The 22,380-nt window shown below is 63.1% G+C and carries 23 protein-coding genes and 1 tRNA gene; 12 read left to right on the plus strand and 12 right to left on the minus strand.

The window, feature by feature from the left end:
- Window positions 1–23: 23 nt before the first annotated feature.
- The 3 genes from rimM to ffh all read right to left on the minus strand — a co-directional run bounded on the left by rimM (window position 24) and on the right by ffh (window position 2,651).
- The gene (rimM, locus tag OOT33_RS05020; RefSeq protein ID WP_307748909.1) at window positions 24–506 is read right to left on the minus strand and encodes a ribosome maturation factor RimM; all 483 of its coding nucleotides are present in this window, start codon (window positions 504–506) and stop codon (window positions 24–26) included.
- A gap of 3 nt (window positions 507–509) precedes the next feature.
- A complete protein-coding gene (gene rpsP, locus OOT33_RS05025; protein ID WP_307748910.1) occupies window positions 510–1,043 on the minus strand; it encodes a 30S ribosomal protein S16 in 534 nt (177 codons plus the stop codon).
- Window positions 1,044–1,184: 141 nt separating this feature from the next.
- Entirely contained in the window at window positions 1,185–2,651 is a 1,467-nt protein-coding gene (ffh, locus tag OOT33_RS05030) for a signal recognition particle protein (protein WP_307748911.1), read from the minus strand.
- Window positions 2,652–2,907: 256 nt separating this feature from the next.
- Between ffh and OOT33_RS05035 the strand changes: the two genes are divergently transcribed.
- From OOT33_RS05035 to ispZ, 6 genes are all read left to right on the plus strand, one after another.
- Window positions 2,908–3,414, plus strand: a complete 507-nt coding sequence (locus OOT33_RS05035; RefSeq protein ID WP_307748912.1) for a hypothetical protein — start codon at window positions 2,908–2,910, stop codon at window positions 3,412–3,414.
- A 124-nt stretch (window positions 3,415–3,538) separates the two neighbouring features.
- The gene (locus tag OOT33_RS05040) at window positions 3,539–4,489 is read left to right on the plus strand and encodes a PAS domain-containing protein (RefSeq protein WP_307748913.1); all 951 of its coding nucleotides are present in this window, start codon (window positions 3,539–3,541) and stop codon (window positions 4,487–4,489) included.
- 51 nt (window positions 4,490–4,540) lie between these two features.
- Window positions 4,541–5,344, plus strand: a complete 804-nt coding sequence (dapF, locus tag OOT33_RS05045; protein WP_307748914.1) for a diaminopimelate epimerase — start codon at window positions 4,541–4,543, stop codon at window positions 5,342–5,344.
- A complete protein-coding gene (mtaB, locus tag OOT33_RS05050) occupies window positions 5,341–6,585 on the plus strand; it encodes a tRNA (N(6)-L-threonylcarbamoyladenosine(37)-C(2))-methylthiotransferase MtaB (protein ID WP_307748915.1) in 1,245 nt (414 codons plus the stop codon). Before dapF ends, mtaB begins: the two co-directional genes overlap by 4 nt.
- Window positions 6,582–7,514: a signal recognition particle-docking protein FtsY gene (gene ftsY / locus OOT33_RS05055; RefSeq protein WP_307748916.1), complete on the plus strand. Its 933-nt coding sequence runs from the start codon at window positions 6,582–6,584 to the stop codon at window positions 7,512–7,514. The genes mtaB and ftsY overlap by 4 nt, the downstream gene beginning before the upstream one ends.
- Window positions 7,507–8,139 (plus strand): septation protein IspZ, encoded by a 633-nt coding sequence (gene ispZ / locus OOT33_RS05060; RefSeq protein WP_307748917.1) that lies wholly within the window; start codon window positions 7,507–7,509, stop codon window positions 8,137–8,139. The genes ftsY and ispZ overlap by 8 nt, the downstream gene beginning before the upstream one ends.
- A gap of 242 nt (window positions 8,140–8,381) precedes the next feature.
- On the opposite strand, the gene OOT33_RS05065 is transcribed toward ispZ, so the two are convergent.
- A complete protein-coding gene (locus OOT33_RS05065; protein WP_307748918.1) occupies window positions 8,382–10,460 on the minus strand; it encodes a malate synthase G in 2,079 nt (692 codons plus the stop codon).
- A gap of 98 nt (window positions 10,461–10,558) precedes the next feature.
- On the opposite strand from OOT33_RS05065, the gene OOT33_RS05070 reads away from it, so the two are divergent.
- Window positions 10,559–11,437, plus strand: coding sequence for a LysR substrate-binding domain-containing protein (locus tag OOT33_RS05070; RefSeq protein ID WP_307748919.1), 879 nt, complete (start codon window positions 10,559–10,561; stop codon window positions 11,435–11,437).
- A gap of 20 nt (window positions 11,438–11,457) precedes the next feature.
- Here OOT33_RS05070 and OOT33_RS05075 read toward each other — a convergent pair whose 3' ends face one another.
- The 6 genes from OOT33_RS05075 to OOT33_RS05100 form a co-directional block, all read right to left on the minus strand.
- Window positions 11,458–11,793, minus strand: a complete 336-nt coding sequence (locus tag OOT33_RS05075; RefSeq protein ID WP_307748920.1) for a PilZ domain-containing protein — start codon at window positions 11,791–11,793, stop codon at window positions 11,458–11,460.
- 158 nt (window positions 11,794–11,951) lie between these two features.
- Window positions 11,952–12,377 carry a biopolymer transporter ExbD gene (locus tag OOT33_RS05080; RefSeq protein ID WP_307748921.1) on the minus strand — a complete coding sequence of 142 codons (426 nt, stop codon included), beginning with the start codon at window positions 12,375–12,377 and terminating at the stop codon, window positions 11,952–11,954.
- 39 nt (window positions 12,378–12,416) lie between these two features.
- Window positions 12,417–12,842 carry a biopolymer transporter ExbD gene (locus OOT33_RS05085; protein ID WP_307748922.1) on the minus strand — a complete coding sequence of 142 codons (426 nt, stop codon included), beginning with the start codon at window positions 12,840–12,842 and terminating at the stop codon, window positions 12,417–12,419.
- Between the two features lie 21 nt (window positions 12,843–12,863).
- Window positions 12,864–13,355 (minus strand): biopolymer transporter ExbD, encoded by a 492-nt coding sequence (locus OOT33_RS05090; protein ID WP_307748923.1) that lies wholly within the window; start codon window positions 13,353–13,355, stop codon window positions 12,864–12,866.
- Window positions 13,356–13,461: 106 nt separating this feature from the next.
- Entirely contained in the window at window positions 13,462–14,223 is a 762-nt protein-coding gene (locus tag OOT33_RS05095) for a MotA/TolQ/ExbB proton channel family protein (protein ID WP_307748924.1), read from the minus strand.
- A gap of 80 nt (window positions 14,224–14,303) precedes the next feature.
- Window positions 14,304–14,948, minus strand: coding sequence for a TonB family protein (locus OOT33_RS05100; protein WP_307748925.1), 645 nt, complete (start codon window positions 14,946–14,948; stop codon window positions 14,304–14,306).
- A gap of 545 nt (window positions 14,949–15,493) precedes the next feature.
- Here OOT33_RS05100 and OOT33_RS05105 point away from each other — a divergent pair.
- From OOT33_RS05105 to glpX, 3 genes are all read left to right on the plus strand, one after another.
- A complete protein-coding gene (locus OOT33_RS05105; protein ID WP_307748926.1) occupies window positions 15,494–16,078 on the plus strand; it encodes a hypothetical protein in 585 nt (194 codons plus the stop codon).
- Between the two features lie 83 nt (window positions 16,079–16,161).
- Window positions 16,162–17,439 (plus strand): homoserine dehydrogenase, encoded by a 1,278-nt coding sequence (locus tag OOT33_RS05110; protein WP_307748927.1) that lies wholly within the window; start codon window positions 16,162–16,164, stop codon window positions 17,437–17,439.
- 69 nt (window positions 17,440–17,508) lie between these two features.
- Window positions 17,509–18,498, plus strand: coding sequence for a class II fructose-bisphosphatase (gene glpX / locus OOT33_RS05115; protein ID WP_307748928.1), 990 nt, complete (start codon window positions 17,509–17,511; stop codon window positions 18,496–18,498).
- A 52-nt stretch (window positions 18,499–18,550) separates the two neighbouring features.
- On the opposite strand, the gene OOT33_RS05120 is transcribed toward glpX, so the two are convergent.
- Window positions 18,551–19,312 (minus strand): ABC transporter permease, encoded by a 762-nt coding sequence (locus OOT33_RS05120; protein ID WP_307749304.1) that lies wholly within the window; start codon window positions 19,310–19,312, stop codon window positions 18,551–18,553.
- An 8-nt stretch (window positions 19,313–19,320) separates the two neighbouring features.
- Window positions 19,321–20,268, minus strand: coding sequence for an ATP-binding cassette domain-containing protein (locus OOT33_RS05125; RefSeq protein WP_307748929.1), 948 nt, complete (start codon window positions 20,266–20,268; stop codon window positions 19,321–19,323).
- A 91-nt stretch (window positions 20,269–20,359) separates the two neighbouring features.
- Between OOT33_RS05125 and recJ the strand changes: the two genes are divergently transcribed.
- Both recJ and OOT33_RS05135 read left to right on the plus strand, forming a co-directional pair.
- Window positions 20,360–22,120 (plus strand): single-stranded-DNA-specific exonuclease RecJ, encoded by a 1,761-nt coding sequence (gene recJ / locus OOT33_RS05130; protein WP_307749305.1) that lies wholly within the window; start codon window positions 20,360–20,362, stop codon window positions 22,118–22,120.
- Between the two features lie 101 nt (window positions 22,121–22,221).
- Window positions 22,222–22,296: transfer RNA gene (locus OOT33_RS05135), tRNA-Glu, on the plus strand.
- The last annotated feature ends 84 nt before the right edge of the window (window positions 22,297–22,380 follow it).

Consider the following 22,380-nt stretch of genomic DNA (forward strand, 5'->3'; position numbering starts at 1 on the left):
TCCGTATATACTTCGCGTATATACTACTCTACATACGCCGCGTCAATCACGGCCCTGTCCGCTTCAATCTGTGCCGAGTGGATCGGCACCATAAAGCGTTTGCCGTCTGGGCGCTCGATCTCCAGCACATCACCCGCGCCGAAATTCTCGACCGCGACGATATGCCCCAGCGCCTCACCGCTATCGGCAACGCACGCCAGGCCAATCAGGTCATGATGATAATATTCGCCTTCACCCAGCGGCGGCAGGGCGGAGCGGGGGACGGTGAGCGCGACGCCGCGCAGAGCCTCCGCCGTATTGCGGTCCTTCACCTCGGCAAAGCGGGCGACCGCGCCGTTCGAACCGGCCCGGATGGACGAGAGGGTGAGCACGCGCCCACCCCCGTCGAACGTCTTATAGCGCTTGAGGCTTTCCGGCCCCTCGCAAAACAGCTTCAATCGCACCTCGCCCGCCACGCCGTGCGCGCCGATAACGGCCGCGAGGGTGACGGGGCGGTCGGCGGTCAAGGATCAGCCCTGGGCCTGCTCTTCGCTGGCCTCGGCAGCGGGCGCTTCCTCAGCGGCGGCTTCCTCGGCGGCGGCTTCCTCGGCGGGAGCTTCGGCAGGCGCGGCCTCTTCAGCTACCGGAGCTTCCTCCTCAGCGGGAGCCGGAGCAGCAGCGGCAGCGGCGGCTTCTTCCGCAGCGGCCTTGGCGGCTTCCTCGGCCTCAGCGACCTTCGCGGCCTTCTCCTCGGCGCGGTCCTTGGCCTTCTCGCCGGGGACGCCCTTGTTCGGGTTGTTGCGCGCGGCGCGCTCCTTCACACCAGCGGCGTCGAGAAAGCGGGCGACGCGGTCAGTCGGCTGGGCGCCGTTGGCGACCCAATACTTCGCACGTTCAGTATCCAGCACGACGCGCTTTTCGTCGGTCTTGGCGAGCAGCGGGTTATAGCTGCCGATGCGCTCGATGAACTTGCCGTCGCGCGGGGCGCGGGCGTCAGCCACAACGATGCGATAATAAGGGCGCTTCTTGGAGCCGCCACGCGACAGACGAATTGATGTTGCCATATGTTCTAACCTTACCTTTCTGTATATATTCAACTGTTTAATTCAAATGTCATCCCGGACTTGATCCGGGATCCAGAATGGCGAAGGATACCCTCTATTCTGGATTCCCGCTTTTGCGGGAATGACGCTTCACTGTAATCTTCACTTCTTCATGAATTTCTCGAAACCGGGAGGAAGCCCGCCCGGTGCGCCTCCGCCCAGGCCCGGAAGCCCTGCGCCTGCCCCCCCGCCGCCCATGCCGCCGAGCATGTCGCCAAGGCCACCGCCCTTCCCGCCCATGAACATCTTCGCGAGCGCGCCGAAGCCGCCCATCTTGCGAATCTTCTTCATCGCGGTTTCCATTTCCTGATGCATCTTGAGGAGTTTGTTCACCTCCTGCACCGTGCGGCCCGCACCCTTGGCGATGCGGATCTTGCGCTTGGCGTTGATGATCGCCGGGCGCTCCCTCTCCTTGGGCGTCATCGATCCGATGATGGCGTCCAGATGCACCAGCGCCTTGTCGTTCGCGCCGCTCTGCGCCATGGCCGCCTGCGCCTTCTTGAGGCCAGGGATCATGCCCGCCATCGCGCCAAGCCCGCCCATCTGCTGCACCTGTTTCAGCTGCATGCGCATGTCGTTGAGGTCGAACTGGCCCTTCGCCATCTTCTTGGCGAGCTTGTCGGCCTCCTCGGCATCGATCGCCTCTGCGGCTTTCTCGACCAGCGAAACGACATCGCCCATGCCGAGGATGCGCTGCGCCACGCGCGCGGGGTGAAACGGCTCGATCGCGTCGAGCTTTTCGCCGGTACCCGCAAACTTGATCGGCGCGCCGGTGACGAAGCGCATAGAGAGCGCCGCGCCGCCACGCGCATCGCCATCCATACGGGTCAGCACCACGCCCGTGAGCGGCACCTGCTCGGTGAAGCTTTTCGCGACGTTGACGGCATCCTGCCCGGTCAGGCTGTCGACGACCAGCAGGATCTCCTGCGGGGCGGCGATACCGGCCACCGCCTTCATCTCGTCCATCAGCGCCTGATCGACGTGCAGGCGGCCCGCGGTATCGAGCATTACCACGTCATAGCCCTGCAGCTTGGCGGCCTGAAGCGCGCGCCGCGCGATATCGACCGGCTGCTGCCCCGCAACGATAGGCAGGGTCGCCACATCGGCCTGCGTGCCCAGCACCGCCAGCTGCTCCTGCGCTGCCGGGCGATTGACGTCCAGCGACGCCATCATCACCTTCTTGCGCTCTTTTTCCTTCAGGCGCTTGGCGATCTTGGCGGTGGTAGTGGTCTTGCCCGAACCCTGCAAGCCCACCATCATGATGACGGCGGGCGGGGTAACATCGAGTATCAGGTCGGAGCTGTCCGACCCGAGAAATTCCGTCAGCGTATCCGAGACGATCTTGACGACCATCTGCCCCGGCGTGACCGAGCGCAGCACATCGCCACCCACGGCCCTGTCCGTCGCGCGGTCGACGAATTCCCGCACCACGGGGAGCGCAACGTCCGCCTCCAGCAGTGCGATTCGCACCTCGCGCATCGCGGTGCGGACGTCATCCTCGCTCAGCGCACCGCGCCCGCGCAGCTTGTCGAACACCCCGGTAAGGCGATCGCTCAATGAGTCAAACATCGACACCTCGTTGCCCGGCCTGAGCCGCGTAAAACCTCAATCCCTGAAACGACAAACACGCCGGTGGGCGAAACCTCGCCGACCAGCGTCGATCCATGGACCATGAGGGCGCAGCAGCCCAAGCCAGGGATGTCCTTCAGGGCGCCAGACAGGCCCAGGGCCCGCTGACTTGGGCGGCACATATGCGAAAGCGGCCGGAAAGGCAAGCACTACGGCGGCTTTCCATATGCCCGCCGGCGCCTTAAGGTCTGCCGCCATGACAGCGCGCAAGACCATCATCGTCAACGACAGCATGCAAAGCGGATACCGCTACGAACTTGCGGCACCGGAAGGGGCGGACTTCGACCCCGGTTTCACTCCGCATTTCTCTCCGCGAGAAATGCTGGAAATGGGCGTGTTCGAGGGCAAATATTGCAACGACTGCCGCGACGAGCTGCCCGCCGCGTGGTTCGAGAACGCGCGGATTTCGGACAAGCCGGATATCTCCTGCAACTATTTCGGCGTAAAAAGCCGCCAGCCATTAAGTGTCTGGCGCGAAAAGGGCTGGATCTACGGGCCAGACGTGCGTGGCTGGTTCCAGTGGTATTGCCGCTATTATATGGGCCGCCGCCTGCCCGAGATTGACGCGATCCAGATCAAGCGATGGCGCGCCTTCTCCCGCCACGCCGGGCAAATCCGCGCCAACTGTGCGCCGGGCGATATATTCTGTCGCCCGCGTCAGCGACAAGGGCTGCTGCAATGGGCATACGATCCGTTCGTGTAAGCCCGCTCCCGCGACCATACAGAAAGTTGAAATGAACCGGGTGGTTTCGTATAATGAAGGGCCTGTGTTCTATTGATTAGAGCGAGGTTCCACCCTTGTATTTAATTTTCTGGAACATAATCAAATGCTTAGAAAAGCATCGATATCTACCGAAGCTTTAGCGAACGTCTTGACGCAGAGCAGCGACTGCGTGAAGTTGATCGATGAGCACGGCGCGCTGATCTGGATGAATCCGAACGGCCTGTGCAGCATGGAGATAGACGATTTCAGCTCTATTGAAGGTCAGCCCTGGGCCAGCCTCTGGCCCGAGAGCGCGAGACCGCAAATCGAGTCTGCATACACTTCGGCCAGAAGCGCGCTGCCCCAGAGATTCCAGGCCCACTGCCCCACAGCAAAGGGCAACGACAGATGGTGGGACGTCAGCGTAACGGCGCTGTCAGCCTCAGATGGCAGTTTCAGCGGTTATCTCTCGATTTCCCGGGACATCACCGACTCAGAACTGGCGCGGCAGGCGCTCAGCATTGCTGCATCGGAAATGCGCCACCGCCTCCGCAACAGCTATGCGATCATCAGCAGCCTTCTTCATTCCCACGCGCGGGGCACGCCCGATCTGGAGGCATTTTCACACGAGATGGTTGACCGGATTTCCGCGCTCGGCAGCGCGCAGACGCTGTTTCATGACGGACAGGCCTCGTGCGAGCTTGCGGCGCTCATCCCGGCACTGGTCGATCCCTTCCGGCGCAAGGAGACGGACGTGCGTCTCGACATCGACGCGCCGACGCCGGTCGGTCAGTCAGCCGCCGATGCCATTGCGCTGGTGATCGGTGAACTCTCGGTAAATTCCACCAAGCACGGCGCATTCGCCCACGGCGGCCATATCCACATCACCGCGCAAACCGGAGAGGATATCGCGATCCGTTGGGATGAAGACAGCGCGCGCGCGGTAAGCAGCCACGAACGCCAGGGCGGTCAGGGGCTTCGCCTGATCGAGCGCATAACCAAGGCACGGCGTGGCACCTTCGAGCTGGAATGGAAGCAAAACGGCCTCAGCGCGCATCTGACGCTGCCGTTCTGAATCTAACCCAATCGTGGACTTTTCCACCGCCCCTCCCTACATGCGCTCTCCATGAGCAAGTTCGCCAAAATGCACGGGTTGGGAAATGATTTCGTGGTGATCGACGCGCGCGTGGTGCCCGTCGACATTACCGCGCAGCGCGCCCGCGCCATTGCAGACCGGCACACCGGCATCGGCTGCGACCAGCTCATCGTGGTCGGCAAGTCCGACAAGGCTGATGTCGCGATGCGCATCTTCAACGCAGACGGCTCTGAAGTCGAGGCGTGTGGCAACGCCACCCGCTGCATACCCTTGTTCATCGGCCGGGACGTGACGATCGAGACCAGGGCCGGGCTGCTGGACGCCCGCCTCGCAGGCGATGGCGCGAGCGTCGATATGGGCGCGCCCCGCTTCGAGTGGGATGCGATCCCGCTCGGCTATGCGATGGACACGCTCAGCCTGTCGGTAAGCTGGGAAGACCTGCCCTCCCCCGCCGCGGTCAATGTCGGCAACCCGCATGTGATCTTCTTCGTCGACGGTCTGGAGGCGGTGGAGACAGAGCGCCTCGGCCCGCTGATCGAGCATGATCCGCTCTTCCCGGCGCGCGTCAATGTCAACTTCGCGCAACCATTGAACGACCGCCACATCCGCCTCATCGTGTGGGAGCGTGGAGCCGGGCTGACCCAGGCCTGCGGCACAGGCGCGTGCGCGACCGCAGTCGCCGCAATCCGGCGCGGGCTGGCCCGCGGCCCGGTCACGGTGTCGCTCCCCGGCGGTGACCTCGAGATCGAGTGGCAGCCAGGCGGACATATCCAGATGACCGGCCCCGCCACCTTCGTCTTCTCGGGCGAGGCGGACTGGAGCCGGTTCGGGTGAGCGGCCCGGAGCTGATCACCTTCGGATGTCGCCTCAACATTGCCGAAAGCGAGGCGATGCGCGGCCTTGCAGGCGATGACCCGAGCCTCGTCATCGTCAACAGCTGCGCCGTAACGGGCGAAGCAGTGCGGCAGGCGCGACAGGCGATCCGGCGGGCGAAGCGCGCGCGCCCGGATGCGCGCATCGTCGTCACCGGCTGCGCGGCACAAACCGACCCTGCCCTTTTTGCCGCCATGCCCGAGGTTGACCGCGTGATCGGCAATGCCGAAAAGATGGAACCACGCTCCTTCGCTCCGGCGCAGGAGAAGGTGCGCGTGTCGGACATCATGCAGGTGCGCGAAACCGCCCCGCACCTCATTTCAAGTTTTTCAGATCATGCCCGCGCCTTCGTCGAGGTGCAAAACGGCTGCGATCATCGCTGCACCTTCTGCATCATCCCCTTTGGCCGGGGCAACAGCCGCTCCGTTCCCGCAGGCGCCGTGATCGAGCGGATCGCCGCGCTGGTGGACGAGGGCTATCGGGAAATCGTCCTCACCGGCGTCGATGTGACCAGCTACGGCACGGACCTGCCCGGTGCGCCAACTCTCGGCAGCCTCGTCGAGCGCATCCTTGCCCATGTCCCCGCCCTGCCCCGCCTGCGCCTCTCCTCCATCGACAGCGTGGAGATAGACGAGCGGCTGTTCGCGCTACTCACGCAAGAGTCGCGCGTGATGCCGCATGTGCACCTCTCGCTGCAATCGGGCGACGACATGATACTGAAACGCATGAAGCGCCGACACGATCGCTCCGATGCCATTCGCATTGTCGAGCGGCTGCTCTCCGCCCGCCCCGCAATCAGCATCGGCGCAGACATCATCGCCGGTTTCCCTACCGAGACGGACGCGATGTTCGAAAACTCGCTGAAGCTGGTGCACGAATGCCGCATCGTCCACGGCCACATCTTCCCCTATTCCCCGCGCACTGGCACACCGGCATCAAAGATGCCGCAGGTCGACCGCGCCGTCATCAAATCCCGTGCCGCGCAGCTGCGCGAGGCCTGCGCAGACAATCGCGCGCGCTGGCTCACCTCGCTGGTCGGCACGACCCAGAAGGTGCTGGTCGAGGGCGACGGCACATCGGGCCACGCCGAAAATTTCGCGCCGGTCCGGCTCCCCACCCCGCAAAAGCGCGGTAAAATCGTAACAACGCCTGTCATCGGGGTTGAGAATGGCAGGCTGATCGCGCAAGAGGCTGTGCAATGACGGATACGGCACCCAAAAGCTGGCGCGAAAAGCTGTTCGGCGGCCTCAAGCGCACTTCGGAAAAGCTCGGCGAAAACCTCACCGGCCTGTTCGCCAAGCCGCTGGATGCGCAGACGCTGGACGAGATCGAGGAGGCGCTGATCGTCTCGGACCTCGGCCCCGCGATGGCGATGCGCATCCGCGACCGGCTCGAGGACACGCGCCACAGCCGCCCCATCACCGAGGAATATGTCCGAGAGGTGATCGCCGACGAGGTGGAGAAGGTGCTGCGCCCGGTGGCCAAGCCGCTGGAGTTCAAGCCCGCCCGCCCGCAGGTCATCCTCGTCATCGGCGTCAACGGCTCTGGCAAGACGACAACCATCGCCAAGCTCGCCAAGCGCTTTCAGGAGCAGGGGCGCAGCGTGATGCTGGCGGCGGGAGACACATTCCGCGCTGCCGCTATCGGGCAGTTGAAGGTCTGGGCGGAGCGCATTGGCGTTCCCATCGTCTCGGGAAAAGAGGGCGGCGATGCGGCGGGCCTCGCCTTCTCGGCAGTTCAGCAGGCAACCGAGCAGGGCATCGACATCTTGATCGTCGATACCGCCGGCCGCTTGCAGAACCGCACGGAGCTGATGGATGAGCTGGCCAAGATCCGCCGTGTCTTGGGCAGGCTGGACCCCGCCTCCCCGCATGATGTGGTGCTAGTGCTGGATGCGACCTCTGGCAACAACGTCCTCTCTCAGATTGAGGTGTTCCGTGATGTCGCGCAGGTCACGGGCCTCGTCATGACCAAGCTCGATGGCACGGCGCGCGGCGGCATGCTGGTGGCGGCGGCAGAGAAATATGGCCTGCCCATTCACGCCATCGGCGTCGGCGAAACTATTGACGACCTGAGGCCGTTTGATCCGGCAGACATGGCAAGAGCCATAGCAGGAAGCGCTTATGCCTGAAGCCACATCGACCAAGCCCGCCCACAACCCCAATCTCTCGCTCGCGCTCGATTTCGGGCCGTTGCTGGTCTTCTTTCTGGGCTACAAGTTTCTCGGTATGGTCACCGGTACGGCGGCCTTCATGGTCGCAATCAGCCTCGCCGTGCTCATATCGAAAGTGAAGCTTGGCAAGGTGTCGCCTATGCTCTGGCTTTCTGCCGTGCTCGTGGTGTTCTTCGGCGGGTTGACGATCTGGTTCAACGATCAGCGTTTCATCCAGATCAAGCCGACCATCATATACAGCTTCTTCGCGTTGATGCTGCTCGGCGGGCTGGCGCGGGGCAAACCGCTGCTCAAATATCTGCTACAGGCGGCTTACGACGGCCTCAGCGAGGAAGGTTGGGCCAAGCTTTCGCGTAACTGGGCGATCTTCTTCATCGTCATGGCCGTCGCGAACGAGATCATGCGCGCCAGCCTCAGCTTCGACAGCTGGCTATCGCTCAAGGTCTGGGGAGTAACGATCGTCTCGTTCCTGTTCGCCGCCGCCAATGTGCCGATGCTGCTGAAGCACGGGCTGGTGCTCGACAAGAGCGCCCCCGCCAAGGCCGAACAGGCTGTAGCGCAGGGCGAACCGCCGCAGGGGTGACGCTCACCCGCTGCGTAGATGTCTGCGTTAGCGGTGTTTCTTACCGTCATTCCCGCGCAAGCGGGAATCCAGTTCCGAGCAAGCATTTGACTCTAGAGCGCGCTGCGTTAAATCTAGATCGGTCAGCGCGCTCTAAGTTTTTGTTTTACCGCATCGTTTTGGCGCAAAACCGGTTCCCACTTTTGCGCACGATGCTCCAAGCGTTCTGGATCCCCGCTTGCGCGAGGATGACGCCATCAACCCTATTGTTGCGCCTTCAACTTCAAGCGATAGGCGTGCAGCAGCGGCTCGGTATAGCCCGACGGTTGCTCGACGCCCTTGAATACCAGATCGCGCGCAGCCTGATAGGCGAGGCTCGTCGCCTCGTTGCCGGACATCGGGCGATACAGCGGATCGCCCGCATTCTGCGCATCGACCTTCTTGGCCATGCGCGCGAACGCGGCGTCGATGTCGGCCGCGCTCACCACGCCATGCAGCAGCCAGTTCGCCATATGCTGAGAGCTGATGCGCAGCGTCGCGCGGTCTTCCATCAGGCCGATGTCGTTGATGTCCGGCACCTTGGAGCAGCCGACGCCCTGATCGACCCAGCGGACGACATAACCGAGGATACCTTGCGCATTATTGTCCAGCTCGGCGCGGATTTCCTCGTCCGACCAGTTGACGCCTTGCGCGACCGGGATCGAAAGCAGCGGATCGAGGCCGGTCACGCCCTCTGCCTTGCGCTCGGCCTGGCGGGCGAACACATCGACGGCGTGATAATGCGTGGCGTGCAGCACGGCGGCGGTGGGCGATGGCACCCAGGCGGTGTTCGCCCCGGTCTTCGGGTGACCGATTTTCTGGTCCAGCATATCGGCCATCCGGTCCGGCGCGGCCCACATGCCCTTGCCGATCTGCGCCTTGCCCGAAAGCCCGCAGGCAAGGCCGATCTGCACATTGCGGTCCTCATAGGCCATGATCCAGCTTGAGGTCTTCATGTCGCCCTTGCGGATCATCGGCCCGGCGCGCATGCTGGTGTGCATCTCGTCGCCCGTGCGGTCGAGGAAGCCGGTGTTGATGAACATGATGCGATGCTTCACCGCCTCGATGCACGCGGCGAGGTTGGCAGACGTGCGGCGCTCCTCGTCCATCACGCCGATCTTCAGCGTATGGCGCGCCATCCCGAGCATGTCCTCGATCTCATCGAACAGCCGGTTGGCGAACGCGGCCTCCTCCGGCCCGTGCATCTTGGGCTTGACGATATAGACGCTGCCCGTGCGGCTGTTCTTATATATGCCGTTGCCTTTGAGGTCATGCAGCGCGATCATCGAGGTGACGATACCGTCGATGATCCCTTCCGGCGCCTCGCTGCCATCGGGCAGGAGCACGGCGGGCGTGGTCATCAAATGGCCGACATTGCGCACGAACAGCAGGCTGCGGCCCGGCAGGGTGAATTTGGAGCCCGACGGTGCGGTATACTCCCGGTCCGCATTCATACGCCGCGTCATCATCGCGCCGTTCTTCTCGAACGTGTCCTCCAGATCGCCTTTCATCAGGCCAAGCCAGTTGGAATAGGCGAGCGTCTTGTCCGCGCCGTCAACCGCCGCGACCGAGTCCTCAAGGTCGCAGATCGTGGTAAGCGCGGCCTCCAGCACCACGTCGGAGATACCGAGCGGATCGGTCGCGCCTATCGGGTGCGAGGAGTCGACATGCACCTCGATGTGCAAACCGTTATGTTTGAACATATAGCCACCTTCAAAGGTGCAGAAGGGCGGCGCACCCTCTTCGCCTTTGAGCGCCTTTTCCCAGCCCGGCACGGCGCTGTTCAGGAAGTTGCGCGCCCAGGCGATCACTTGGCTTCCCCGTTCCGCGTCATAGCCCTTGCCCTGCGCACTGCCCGGAATCGCGTCCGTGCCATACAGCGCGTCATAGAGGCTGCCCCACCGGGCGTTGGCTGCGTTGAGCAGGAAGCGTGCGTTGAGGATCGGCACCACCAGCTGCGGCCCGGCCATGGTGGCGAGTTCCTCGTCAATATTGGCGCTGGTCACCGCGAATGACGCGGGTTCCGGCACCAGATAGCCGATCTCGCGCAGGAAGTTCTGATATTCTTGGCTGTCCAGCGGCTTACCGGCGCGGCTCTGGTGCCACGCGTCGATCTTCGCCTGCAGATCCTCACGTTTGGCTAGCAATGCCGCATTTTCAGGCGCAAAGCGGGCGAGAATATCGGCCATGCCCGCCCAGAATCCCTCCGGCGTCAGGCCGGTGCCCGGCAGGGCCTTCTGCTCGATGAAGTCGGCCAGCTCCTGTGCAATTTGCAGCCCTGCGCGCGTGGTCATCGCGGTCATTGTACTTCCTCCTGATTCAGCTGGTCTACCGCGTAGCGTGTCGCGCAAAAATGCGGTAGTGGGAAATAATTCAACGCACCTCGTCCATAGAGTTAACAATGTTCGATCCCGACTACGAACTGTTCCTTTCTATCATCGACGCGGGAACCATATCGGCTGCCGCCCGCGCGCGCGGGCTCACCACGGCAGCGGTGTCAAAGCGGCTCGCGCGTCTTGAACAGCGCCTCTCTGCGCGCCTCGTCAACCGTACCACGCGGCGCCTTGCTCTCACGCCTGCCGGGCAGGATCTCTATGAAACGCTCCTGCCGCTGCGGTCTTCGCTTGCGGCGGTGGAAGAACGGATCAGCGGAAGGCACGAGCTGATCAGGGGCGATCTGCGCCTGACCGCGCCGACATCCTTCGGGCGGATGCACCTGGCTCCCTGCCTCGCCCGCTTTACCGAGGCGCATCCCGACATCGCACTGACGATCGACCTTTCGGACAGCTTCGTCGATCTGCTCGCCAGTCCCTATGACGCCGCCGTCCGCATCGCGGTCGATGTCGGCTCGGGCCTGGTCGGGCATCGCCTGATGGGCAGCCGCCGTGTGCTGTGCGCCGCGCCCGCCTATCTCGCTCGGCAGGGCGCACCCCAAAGCCTGGCGGAGCTGGAGCGTCACGCCCTGCTCGCGGCCGAGGGACAGTTGCCGTGGCAGCTCGAGGGGCCGGACGGGCACATCGTCTTCCAGGGGCGCAGCGCAATCCAGACCAACTCCAGCGAGGCCGTGCGCGAACTGACAGCGGGGGGATGCGGCATAGCGCTGCGTTCGCTCTGGGATGTTGCGGACCTGCTGCAGTCCGGCGACCTCGTGCAAGTGCTTCCGGAATATGAAGGCGCGCGCGAGGCCGCGATCTACCTCGTCCACGCACCCATGCCCCAGCTGCCCGCCAATATCGCCGCGCTTCTTGGCTTTTTAAGGGAACATTTTACCGAGGAGTGACGGTCAAAAGGGATCGGGCTCTAAGGCGCGCTCACGCGCATGATATGTTCGTAGATCGCCCGGTGGAGCGGCGCTTCGAACATGCAACCGGCCTCGGCGCCCTTGGTCCACATCACGGTGGCGCGCCGCCCTTCAAACCCTGAGAACATCACCCAGATTGTCATCCCCGGCTTGAGGTTGACGAAGCTGTGAAGCCGGAACCCGGTCTCGGACAGGTTGGAGACGCGGCTCGTGAACCAGGTCTCGCCAGGCCTGCGCAGCTTGACGCCGATGAGCACGGCATGGCGCGCCTTGCGCGGCGCATCCTCTGCCTCAAGAGATGTCTGGTCGATATAGGTCATCGCAAACTCGCGCATCCTCCAATGCGCTGCTATCGCAGATCAGCGTAAGCATTTCGTTAAGAGATGCCCGGGCACAACTCTTTCCTGCGCAACCGCCTGCCACAAAAAAAGGGAGGCCGAAGCCTCCCTCTCATCCGTGATACTGCCGGAGGCTCAAGCCTCCCGATGCGGCATCAGAAATTGTAATAGCGCTCGTTGCCCACAAACCCCAGCTTCGTCACTTTCGAGGCCTTGATGATCGCGAGGACCTCGTCAACCGTCACATACCGGGTCTGGCGATCCGGCTCGAACTGCAGCTCCGGTTCCACCGGCAGCGCCATCGACGCGCGGAGATATTGCCGCAGCGTCAGCTTGTCGATCGGGCTGCCATTCCAGGTGATCGTGCCGGCGGCATCGATCGCCACCTTGTTCTTTATGGGGTCGGGGGGAGGGAACTTGTCTGGTAAATCGGTTCTTGGGAGATCGATCTTTACCGCATGGGTCTGAATTGGAATCGTAATGATGAACATGATAAGGAGAACAAGCATGACGTCGATCAACGGCGTCGTATTCATTTCCATCATCGGCTCGCCATCATCTGAGCCTCCACTCATGGCCATAGCATTCCCCCCCACCTGTTATGCGTAAAGTCTGTACCCTCAGAAATTGTAATAGCGCTCGTTGCCCACAAACCCCAGCTTCGTCACTTTCGAGGCCTTGATGATCGCGAGGACCTCGTCAACCGTCACATACCGGGTCTGGCGATCCGGCTCGAACTGAAGCTCCGGTTCCACCGGCAGCGCCATCGATGCGCGGAGATATTGCCTCAGCGTCAGCTTGTCGATCGGGCTGCCATTCCAGGTGATCGTGCCGGCGGCATCGATCGCCACCTTGTTCTTCACCGGATCGACAATGTCCGGCGGAGGCGGATCCTGGTTGTTGGGCAGGTCGATCTTAACCGCGTGGGTCTGGATCGGGATGGTGATGATGAACATGATGAGAAGCACGAGCATGACGTCAATCAACGGCGTCGTGTTCATCTCCATCACCGGCTCACCATCGTCGGAACCGCCACTCATGGCCATGGAATTTACTCCTGCAAACGCTTAGAGACGCTGGACGCGGATCGAACCCGGATCAGGCTGAGAGATAAAGCCCACCTTCGGGAAACCGGCCAGCTGCATGGTATAGATGGTGCCGCCAACGCAGCGCCACGGCGTGTTGATATCGGCGCGGATATGTGCCTCCGGCAGATCCTCCGCCGTCATGTTCTGGATGCCACCCGCCTTCTCGATGTCGCTTTTCAGCTTGGCGACGGCGCGCTTCAGCAGCTCGTCCGACTTCACCTGTGTCAGGTTCCAGTACACCTGGCACGAGCCGTCCGGCGCGGAATTAATGGAGAGGGAAACATTTTCCGGCTTGGTCGTCGTCGGCTCGAACGGCACCTTCGGCAGGTTGAGCTCAATCGTCTGAACCACGACAGGAACCGCGATCAGGAAGATGATGAGCAGCACCAGCATGACGTCGACAAGCGGGGTCGTGTTGATGTCGGACATCGGCTTGTCGTCGCCGCCGCCGGATCCAGCACTAATTGCCATCGATCAGTATCCTACTTTTCATATCATTTATGGGCTTTGGAACGAGCCCGGTGCGAACCGGTGGCCGCTTGCCGCAAGAGCGGAAGGCGGCCACTCGGCGTAAGGCTTAAGCTTTGGTAGGAGCAGCTGCGGCCGGACGCGCAGCGGCAGTCGGCGCCGCTGCAACAGACGGACGGACCTGGCCGTTGGACATCAGGAAGCCCAGCAGATCGACCGAGAAACCATTGAGGTCTTCGGCGATCGACTTGTTGCGACGCTGCAGCCAGTTGAAGGCAAGCACGGCCGGAACCGCGACAACGAGGCCGAGAGCGGTCATGATGAGCGCCTCACCGACCGGACCGGCAACGGTGTCGATCGACGCCTGACCGGAAGAACCGATCTTGATCAGCGCGCGATAGATGCCGACCACGGTACCGAACAGGCCGATGAACGGCGCGGTCGCGCCCACCGTCGCGAGGAAGGCCAGGCCGCTGCCGAGCTTCGAGTTGATCGCAGCTTCCGAACGAGCGAGCGATCCGTGCATCCAGTCATGCGCTTCGACCGGGTCGGTCAGCTTGCTATGCTGCTCCTGCGCGGAAAGCCCATCATCGACCAGCTGCTTGTAGGCAGTGTTCTTTTCGAGCTTCGCACCGGCCTCCTTGAGGCTGGCCGAACGCCAGAAGCTCTGCTTCACCTTTTTGCCCTGGCTGATGATCTTCTGCTGTTCGATCAGCTTGGTGAAGAGGATGTAGAACGAGAAGATCGACATACCCACAAGGATGACGAACACGGACTGCGAGATGATACCGCCCTCTTCGAGCGCGGCCTTCAGACCGTACGGGTTTTCCTGCGCGGCCCCGGCGGCAGCGGCTGCAATAGAAATGAACATCGTTAGTTACTTCCCTCTCAAATATAAACCAAAAATGTGGGCGGGTGCAGCCTGACCGGCTCCAACCGCCCCTCAAAATCCTACTCCGGTATCCGCCACACAAAGCGGCTGGACCAGCTGTCTGCCATCGGCTGGCCGTCAGAACCGGTCGCGGGCTTGAAGCGTCCGCGACGCGTCACGAGCTGACATGCCGTGCTATCGAGGTCCGAATGTCCGCTCGATGAGGTGACCGTGCACCCTACGACCCTGCCGTCAACGCTAACGTCAAGACGCAAGCCGACAACACCCGAACGTTCTTCGCGCAGCGCACGGCTCGGATAATCGTCAGACGTAACCCAGTCCCCGGGCCTTCCCTTCGGCGCGGCGCGCGCGACAGGCCGCGGCGGAGGCGGCGCGCTTACCACGGGGGGCAAGGGCGGCAAAGGCGGCGGCGGCGTTGCGACGCTCGTCACCTGCGGCGCAGGAGCGGGCGTTTGCACCATTGGCGGTGGAGCCACGACCGGCGGCGGCGGCACATCCGCCGGCTTCGGCGGGGGTGGCGGCGGCTCGTCCGGTGGCGGCGGCTCTTCCTTGACGTCGATCACGTTCAGCTGTTCCGCGGCTTTCTTGACATATTTCATGCCGAGGCCGGTCACGAAAGCATATCCCAGAACAACGTGAATCAAGGCGACGATAATAATCGAGATTGTTCTACTCGATGCCTCCGAGTGATCTGCGTAGGCCATTCAGCAACGACACTCCTTAACTCAGCTTGTAATTAACACTGCGACACCCAGAAATGCGGAACGCAAGGTATGCGCCTTCACATGCCTCAAGCACCGCCTCTGCTGTTTACTATCATTTCCCCGCTTCCTATCGTGGCGCAGGAGCGGAAGCAAACGCTTTGTGCGCCTTTCTCGGCAGTGGGTTGAGAATCTTCGGGCGCTGGCGCACAATTGGTTATCGGGTGCGTGTCGCGGCCTGTTCGGGCGACAATCGCCAAAAAAGGAATATCCCCTTCTTTTCACTAGAGCGTAAACATATGAAATCCATCGCCTTTACCTTCATTTTGGTGGGTTTTTCGCTCGCCCTGCCGGTCTCTGGCCGCCAAACACCCATCGAGCGCCCGGCGTTGTCATTTGCCGACATCGCAGACCTTGCCACTGGCGCTCCGCTGATAGCGAAAGCGCGGATCTCAGGCGTAAGAAATGTTCAAGGAGGGGGCGCAAGAAATGTTCAAGGAGGGGGCGCAGACCTCACCGCATCACCCAGGAAATTTCAACTGATCACGGTGAAGGTCGAATCGCTGATTCGTGGTCAAGGCGGCATCGCGCCGCGGGTCAGCTTTCTGGCTCTGGCGAACGCCCGGCGGTTCAGAAATGGCGCGCAGGTGCTGCTCTATGCCCGGCCGGGGCAGAGGGCAGGACAGGTCCAGCTCGTATCGGCGAATGCACTACAGCCATGGAGTCCGGAGCTGGAGGCTACCACGCGCGCGGTGACCACAGAGCTGCTTGGCGCTCAATCCATCCCCGCTATCGTCGCTGTGGGCGATGCCTTCCACGTTCCTGGTACCGTGCAGGGCGAAAGCGAGACGCAGATATTCCTCAAGACGGCGACCGGCGAGCCGGTATCGCTCTCGGTCGTTCACCGCGCGGGCGAGGCCACCCGCTGGGGCGTGTCGCTGGGAGAGATCGTCGATGACGCGGCGGTGCCGCCCGCGCCCGGCACGCTGCTGTGGTACCGGCTTGCCTGCGCGCTACCGGAGGTGCTTCCCGCTGCGTCCACCCGCGCGCTGGCGGTGCTGGATGCCGAAGCCGCGCGCGGGGACTACAGATTCGTTATGGAAAGCCTTGGCAGCTGCGGCCGCACATTGTAGCGGGGCGCACAAGGCGGGCGATTGTTCCGCTGGCCACAGGTTCAGATTAACAAAGCGGGATGGCGATGCAGGATCAACGACCGATGCGCGTAGCACTGGTGGGGCTGGGAACGGTGGGCACCGGGGTGATCCGCCTGCTCGATGCGAACAGGGAATTGATCGCCCGTCGCGCTGGCCGGATCATCGAGGTGCGCGCCGTGAACGCCCGGGACCGCAATCGCGACCGTGGCTTCGACATTACCCGCTTCGATTGGGTCGACGACATGATGGAGCTGGCCCGCCGCGACGATATCGATGTGGTGGTAGAGCTGATCGGCGGGTCGGACGGCCCTGCCCTCGCATTGGCGCGCGCCGTGCTCAGCGCCGGCAAGCCTCTGGTCACCGCGAACAAGGCGATGCTCGCCCATCATGGCCTCTCGTTGGCCACGCTCGCCGAACAATCGGGCATACCGCTGAAATATGAGGCGGCGGTCGCAGGCGGCATTCCTGTGATCAAGGGGCTGCGGGAGGGTGCCGCCGCCAACGAGATCAGCCGCGTCTACGGGATATTGAACGGCACCTGCAATTATATCCTCACCACCATGGAGCGCGAAGGGCGTGACTTCGATGAGGTGCTGAAGGAGGCGCAGGAGCTTGGCTATGCCGAGGCCGACCCGAGTTTCGATGTCGATGGGGTCGACGCTGCGCACAAGCTCTCGATCCTCGCCAGCTTGGCCTTCGGGACGCAAATTGATTTCGACGCCGTCGATATAGGCGGCATCCGCAATGTGACGGCCGCAGACATTCGGGAGGCGGCGGCGCTCGGTTATCGCATACGGCTCGTCGGCATGGCGGAAAACCGGGCGGATGGCCTGTTTCAGCGTGTCCAGGCCGCGCTGGTCCCGATGCATCATCCGCTTGCCAGCGTGGAGGGATCGCTGAACGCCGTGCTGGCCGAGGGTAATTTCGTCGGCAGCCTGTTCTTCTCGGGCCGCGGGGCGGGCGAAGGGCCGACCGCGTCCGCCGTCGTGGCGGATCTCATAGACATCGCGCGCGATGAATATGGCGATCCCTTCGCCATGCAGGTAGAGCAATTGGCGCGCCAGCCCAAGGCGGACAGCGGTGACACGATCCGGCGCGTCTATCTCCGCTTTCTGGTGCAGGACAAGCCCGGCGTGCTGGCCGAAATCGCTGCCGCAATGCGCGATGCGGGCGTCTCGATCGAAAGCGTGATCCAGCGCGGCGCGCACGAGGACGGCTCCGTCCTGCTCGTCGTCGTCACGCATGACAGCACGGAACGCGCCATTGATGACACCCTGAGGCGGCTCGGCGGATCGGACAACCTGATTGCAGACCCGGTGATCATGCCTATTCTGGGTTAACTACCTCCCACTCTCGACATCCGCCTCTCCCGCCGTTATCGGGACCGCGCGACCCTACAGGAAGGATATATGATGACGGTGCAGCCCAGTTCGGTTCTCGACCGCGTTCTGGTTTTGGAGATGGTCCGCGTGACCGAAGCGGCGGCAATCGCCGCGTCGCGCCTCATCGGCCGGGGAGATGAAAAGGCCGCCGATGCCGCCGCCGTCGAGGCAATGCGCATGGCGTTCAACGATCTGTACATGGACGGCACCGTGGTCATCGGCGAGGGAGAGCGTGACGAGGCGCCGATGCTCTATATCGGCGAGAAGGTCGGCAACGCCATCGGCAAGGGTCCGCGCATCGACATCGCGCTCGATCCGCTGGAAGGCACGACGATCACCGCCAAGGCCGGGCCGAACGCGCTCGCCGTGCTGGCAATTTCCGAGGAAGGCGGCCTGCTGAACGCGCCAGACGTCTATATGGACAAGCTGGCGGTCGGGCCGGGCTATCCGGAAGGCATCATCGATCTCGCCAAGTCACCTTCAGAGAACGTGAAAGCCGTTGCGGCGGCGAAGGGCGTATCGCCCAGCGAGATCATCGTCTGCGTGCTCGATCGCCCGCGCCATGAAAAGATCATCGCGGAGCTGCGCGCGCTCGGCTGCGGCATCATGCTCATCCCGGACGGCGACGTCGCCGGCGTCATCGCCACCACCAACCCCGAAACCACGATAGACATGTACATGGGCTCCGGCGGCGCGCCCGAGGGCGTGCTGGCCTGCGCGGCGCTGCGCTGCGTCGGCGGCCAGTTCAAGGGACGCCTGCTGTTTCGCAACGACGACGAGAAGGCCCGCGCCCGCAAATGGGGCATTACAGACCTCGACAAGATCTATGATCTCAAGGAGCTGGCAATCGGCGACTGCATCTTCGCCGCAACCGGCGTGACGGACGGCTCGCTGCTCAAGGGTGTCAAGCGCCTGCCCGGCGGCGTCATGACCACGGACAGCGTCGTCATGCGCGCCTCGTCCGGCACCGTGCGCTGGATCAAGGGCGAGCACCACGCCGAGCGCAAGGACAAATAAGCGGCTCCCTCGCGGAGGTAGCAAGCTGGAGGGGCGCTGGAAACGGCGCCCCTTATTTCTTGAGCCTGTAGCCCGTCTTGAACACCCAACCGATGGCCGCCATGCACACGATCAGCAACACCGCGACGAACGCGAGGCTATAGCCGATCGCCACGTCTCCCTTGCCGAAAAACGTCCAGCGGAATCCGCTGATGAGATAGATCACAGGGTTGAACAGCGTGATCGTGCGCCACGGCTCCGGTAGCATCGAAACGGAATAGAATGCACCGCCCAGAAATGTCATCGGCATGATCACAAGCAGCGGCACGACCTGCAGCTGCTCGAAATTCTGCGCCCATACGCCCAGGATGAAACCGAACATGCAAAAGCTGATCGCGATCAGCGCCATGAAACCCAGCATCGCCAGCGGATGCGCCACGGACACATCCACAAACAGGTGCGCCGTGGCAAAGATCACCAGCCCGATCATCATGGACTTGCTCGCCGCCGCACCGACATAGGCGATCACCGTCTCCAGCGACGAGAGCGGCGCGGACAGCAGCTCGTAAATCGTCCCCGTCCACTTGGGCATATAGATGCCGAAGCTCGCGTTGAAGATGCTCTCCTGAAACATCGAGAGCATGATGAGGCCCGGCACGATGAATGCGGCATAGGGTATGCCGTCGATCTCCGTCATGCGCGAGCCGATGGCCGAGCCGAACACGATGAAATAGAGCGACGTGGTGATGACTGGGGTCATCAGGCTCGTCCAGAAGGTCCGGCCAAAGCGATGCAGCTCGAAGCGGTAGATGGCGGCGATGCCGCGCCAGTTCATGCGGCCGCTCACGCCTTTGCCTCCTGCCCGCCGTCTTGCGAATGCACCAGCCCCACGAAGATATCCTCCAGCGAGCTTTCGCGGGTGGAGATGTCATGATAGCCGATACCGGCCTGCCCCAGCGCGGCGATCAGCGTGGGCACCCCGCTCTCGTCCGTCTTGGCGTCAAAGCGATAGTTGAGATCGGAGCCGCCGCCGCCCAGCGTCAAGTCCCAGCGGCTCAGCGCATCCGGAATTGCGCCAAGCGGCTGGTCGAGATGCAGGGTCAAAGTTTTGGTGCCGAGCTTGCGCATCAGCGCCTCCTTCTCATCGACCAGCATCAGCCGGCCATTGTTGATGACGCCCACCCTGTCCGCCATCTCCTCTGCTTCCTCGATATAATGGGTAGTGAGGATGATCGTGACGCCGGTGTCGCGCAGGTCACGCACCATGGCCCACATGTCCTTGCGCAGCTCCACGTCAACGCCCGCCGTCGGCTCGTCGAGAAACAGCACGCGCGGCTCATGGCTCAGCGCCTTTGCTATCATAACCCGCCGCTTCATCCCGCCGGACAGCTCCAAAATCTTGGCGTCGCGCTTGTCCCAAAGGGACAGGTCGCGCAGCAGCTTTTCGATATAGGCGTCATCCCGCGGCTTGCCGAACAATCCCCGGGTGAAGCGGACGGTGGAGATCACCGGTTCGAACGCATCGGTATACAGTTCCTGCGGCACCAGCCCGATATCGGTTCGGGTGTGGCGATACTCGCGGATGATGTCCCGCCCGTTCACCAACACCTGTCCGCTGGTGGGCGAGACGATGCCGCAGATGATGCTGATCAGCGTCGTCTTGCCCGCTCCATTCGGGCCGAGCAGCGCGAATATCTCACCCTCGCGTATATCGAGGTCAACAGAATGCAGCGCGACATGCCCGGAGGCATAGGCCTTGCCGAGGCCCGAAATGGAAATGATGTTGGTCAAGGAAGAAACTCTCGGCGAAGATGTGTTGCACGAGGAGATAGTGATTTACCCGCACGTGACAAGCCGTACCGCAACGACTAGTGAAATGGCCATGCTCCCCCTCTCCCGCATCCCGACCTCGATCACCGGCCAGACATGGTGCTGGCGCGGCGCTGCCAATGGCGAGGACGCGCACGCCGATGATCTGGTGGCACAGCTGTTGATGGCGCGCGGGTGCCCCCGCGAAGACCTTGCCATCCATCGCGCGCCCACACTGCGACACTTCATGCCCGATCCTTCCCTGTTCCAGGATATGGATGTTGCGGCGTCCCGCCTTGCCGATGCTGTGGAGGCCAACGAGACCGTCACCATCTATGGCGACTATGACGTCGATGGCGCGACCAGCGCCGCCCTGCTCATCCGCCTGCTGCGCGCGCTCGGGCAGGAGCCGGGCTATTACATCCCGGACCGGCTGATGGAGGGCTATGGCCCCTCCGGCGCCGCGCTCGTAAAGCTCGCACAGGGCGGGTCCAGCCTCATCGTCACCGTCGATTGCGGCGCGCAGGCATTCGAAGCACTGGCTATGGCGCGCGTCGAGGGTGTGGACGTGATCGTCGTCGATCATCATCAGTGCGCTACCACCCTCCCCCCTGCCCTCGCACTGGTCAATCCCAACCGGCTCGATGAATGCGCGGAAGGCGCGGCGCACGGCCATCTCGCGGCGGTGGGGGTGGCCTTCCTATTGGGGGCCGCACTGGTGCGGGAGTTACGCTCACGCGGCTATTTCGCGGCCCGGGCCGAGCCGCCGCTGCTGGACCTGCTCGATCTGGTGGCGCTCGGCACCGTGGCGGACGTGGCGCAGCTGCGCGGCCTCAATCGCGCGTTCGTGGCGCAGGGTCTCAAGGTGATGGCGGGCCGCCGCAATCTCGGCCTTGCCACCCTTGCCGCTGTCAGCCGCCTGACGCGGGCACCCTTGTGCCACGATCTCGGCTTCGCGCTCGGGCCACGCATCAACGCGGGCGGACGGGTCGGCAAATCCGACCTCGGCGTGCGGTTGCTGACTACCGAGGATGACGAAGAAGCCCGCGCCATTGCGCAGGAGCTTGACCGGCTGAACGAGGAACGCCGCGCCATCGAATCCATCGTGCAGGAAGAAGCCGCGCAGATGTCGGAGCATCAGGGCAACCGCTCGGTCCTGTTGGTGAGCGGAGATGGCTGGCACCCCGGCGTGATCGGCATCGTCGCCGGGCGGCTCAAGGAAAAGTTCGGGCGCCCCGCCATCGTCATCGCCACCGACGAGACCGGCACCGGCAAAGGCTCCGGACGCTCGATCAGCGGGGTAGACCTCGGCGCGGCAGTGCTGGCGGCAAAAGAGAGCGGCCTGTTGGCGGCGGGGGGCGGCCACGCGATGGCAGCCGGTTTGACCGTGAATAGCGACAGCATCGGCTACCTGCATGACTTCCTAGATGAACGCCTCGCCGCCGATGTCGCGAGAGCCAATGCAGAGCGTGTGCTGGTGGTGGACACCCTGCTCAGCCCTCGCGGCGTCAACCCGCGCATCGTGGCCGAGATGGATGCCGCAGGCCCGTTTGGCGTCGGCTGGCCCGCCCCGCGGATCGCCACCGGCCCGCTGCGCATCGTGAAGGCCGATACCGTAGGCAGCGGCGGCCATGTGCGGCTCATCCTGACGGGGCAGGACGGCGCGTCGCTGAAGGCGGTCGGCTTCCGGCAGGCCGAAACGCCACTGGGCCAGGCACTGCTCGGCGCCTCGCGGGGGCGCAGCCTGTGGCTCGCCGGGCGCGCCAAGATCGACGAGTGGGGCGGCGGCAAAAGCGCCGAACTGCACATTGACGACGCGGCCTGGGCAGACTGATCCACCAACTTGAAAATTGTGCTCTATCCGGCTTGACCCGAAGCGCCCTTCCCCCTAATGCCGCCCTCGCCTCGGCACGAGCATTCGCCCGGCACCGGCATGGCCCCTTCGTCTAGCGGTTAGGACGCGGCCCTTTCACGGCTGAAACACGGGTTCGATTCCCGTAGGGGTCACCATATTCGCTTCCCAGGCGATGTCAGAACGGCTCAGGATTGGCTGTTTTCCGGTGATATTTCTGATATAGTCATCCCAATCGGACT

It is taken from the genome of Sphingobium sp. DEHP117 (assembly GCF_030867385.1).
Taxonomy (GTDB): Bacteria; Pseudomonadota; Alphaproteobacteria; order Sphingomonadales; family Sphingomonadaceae; genus Sphingobium.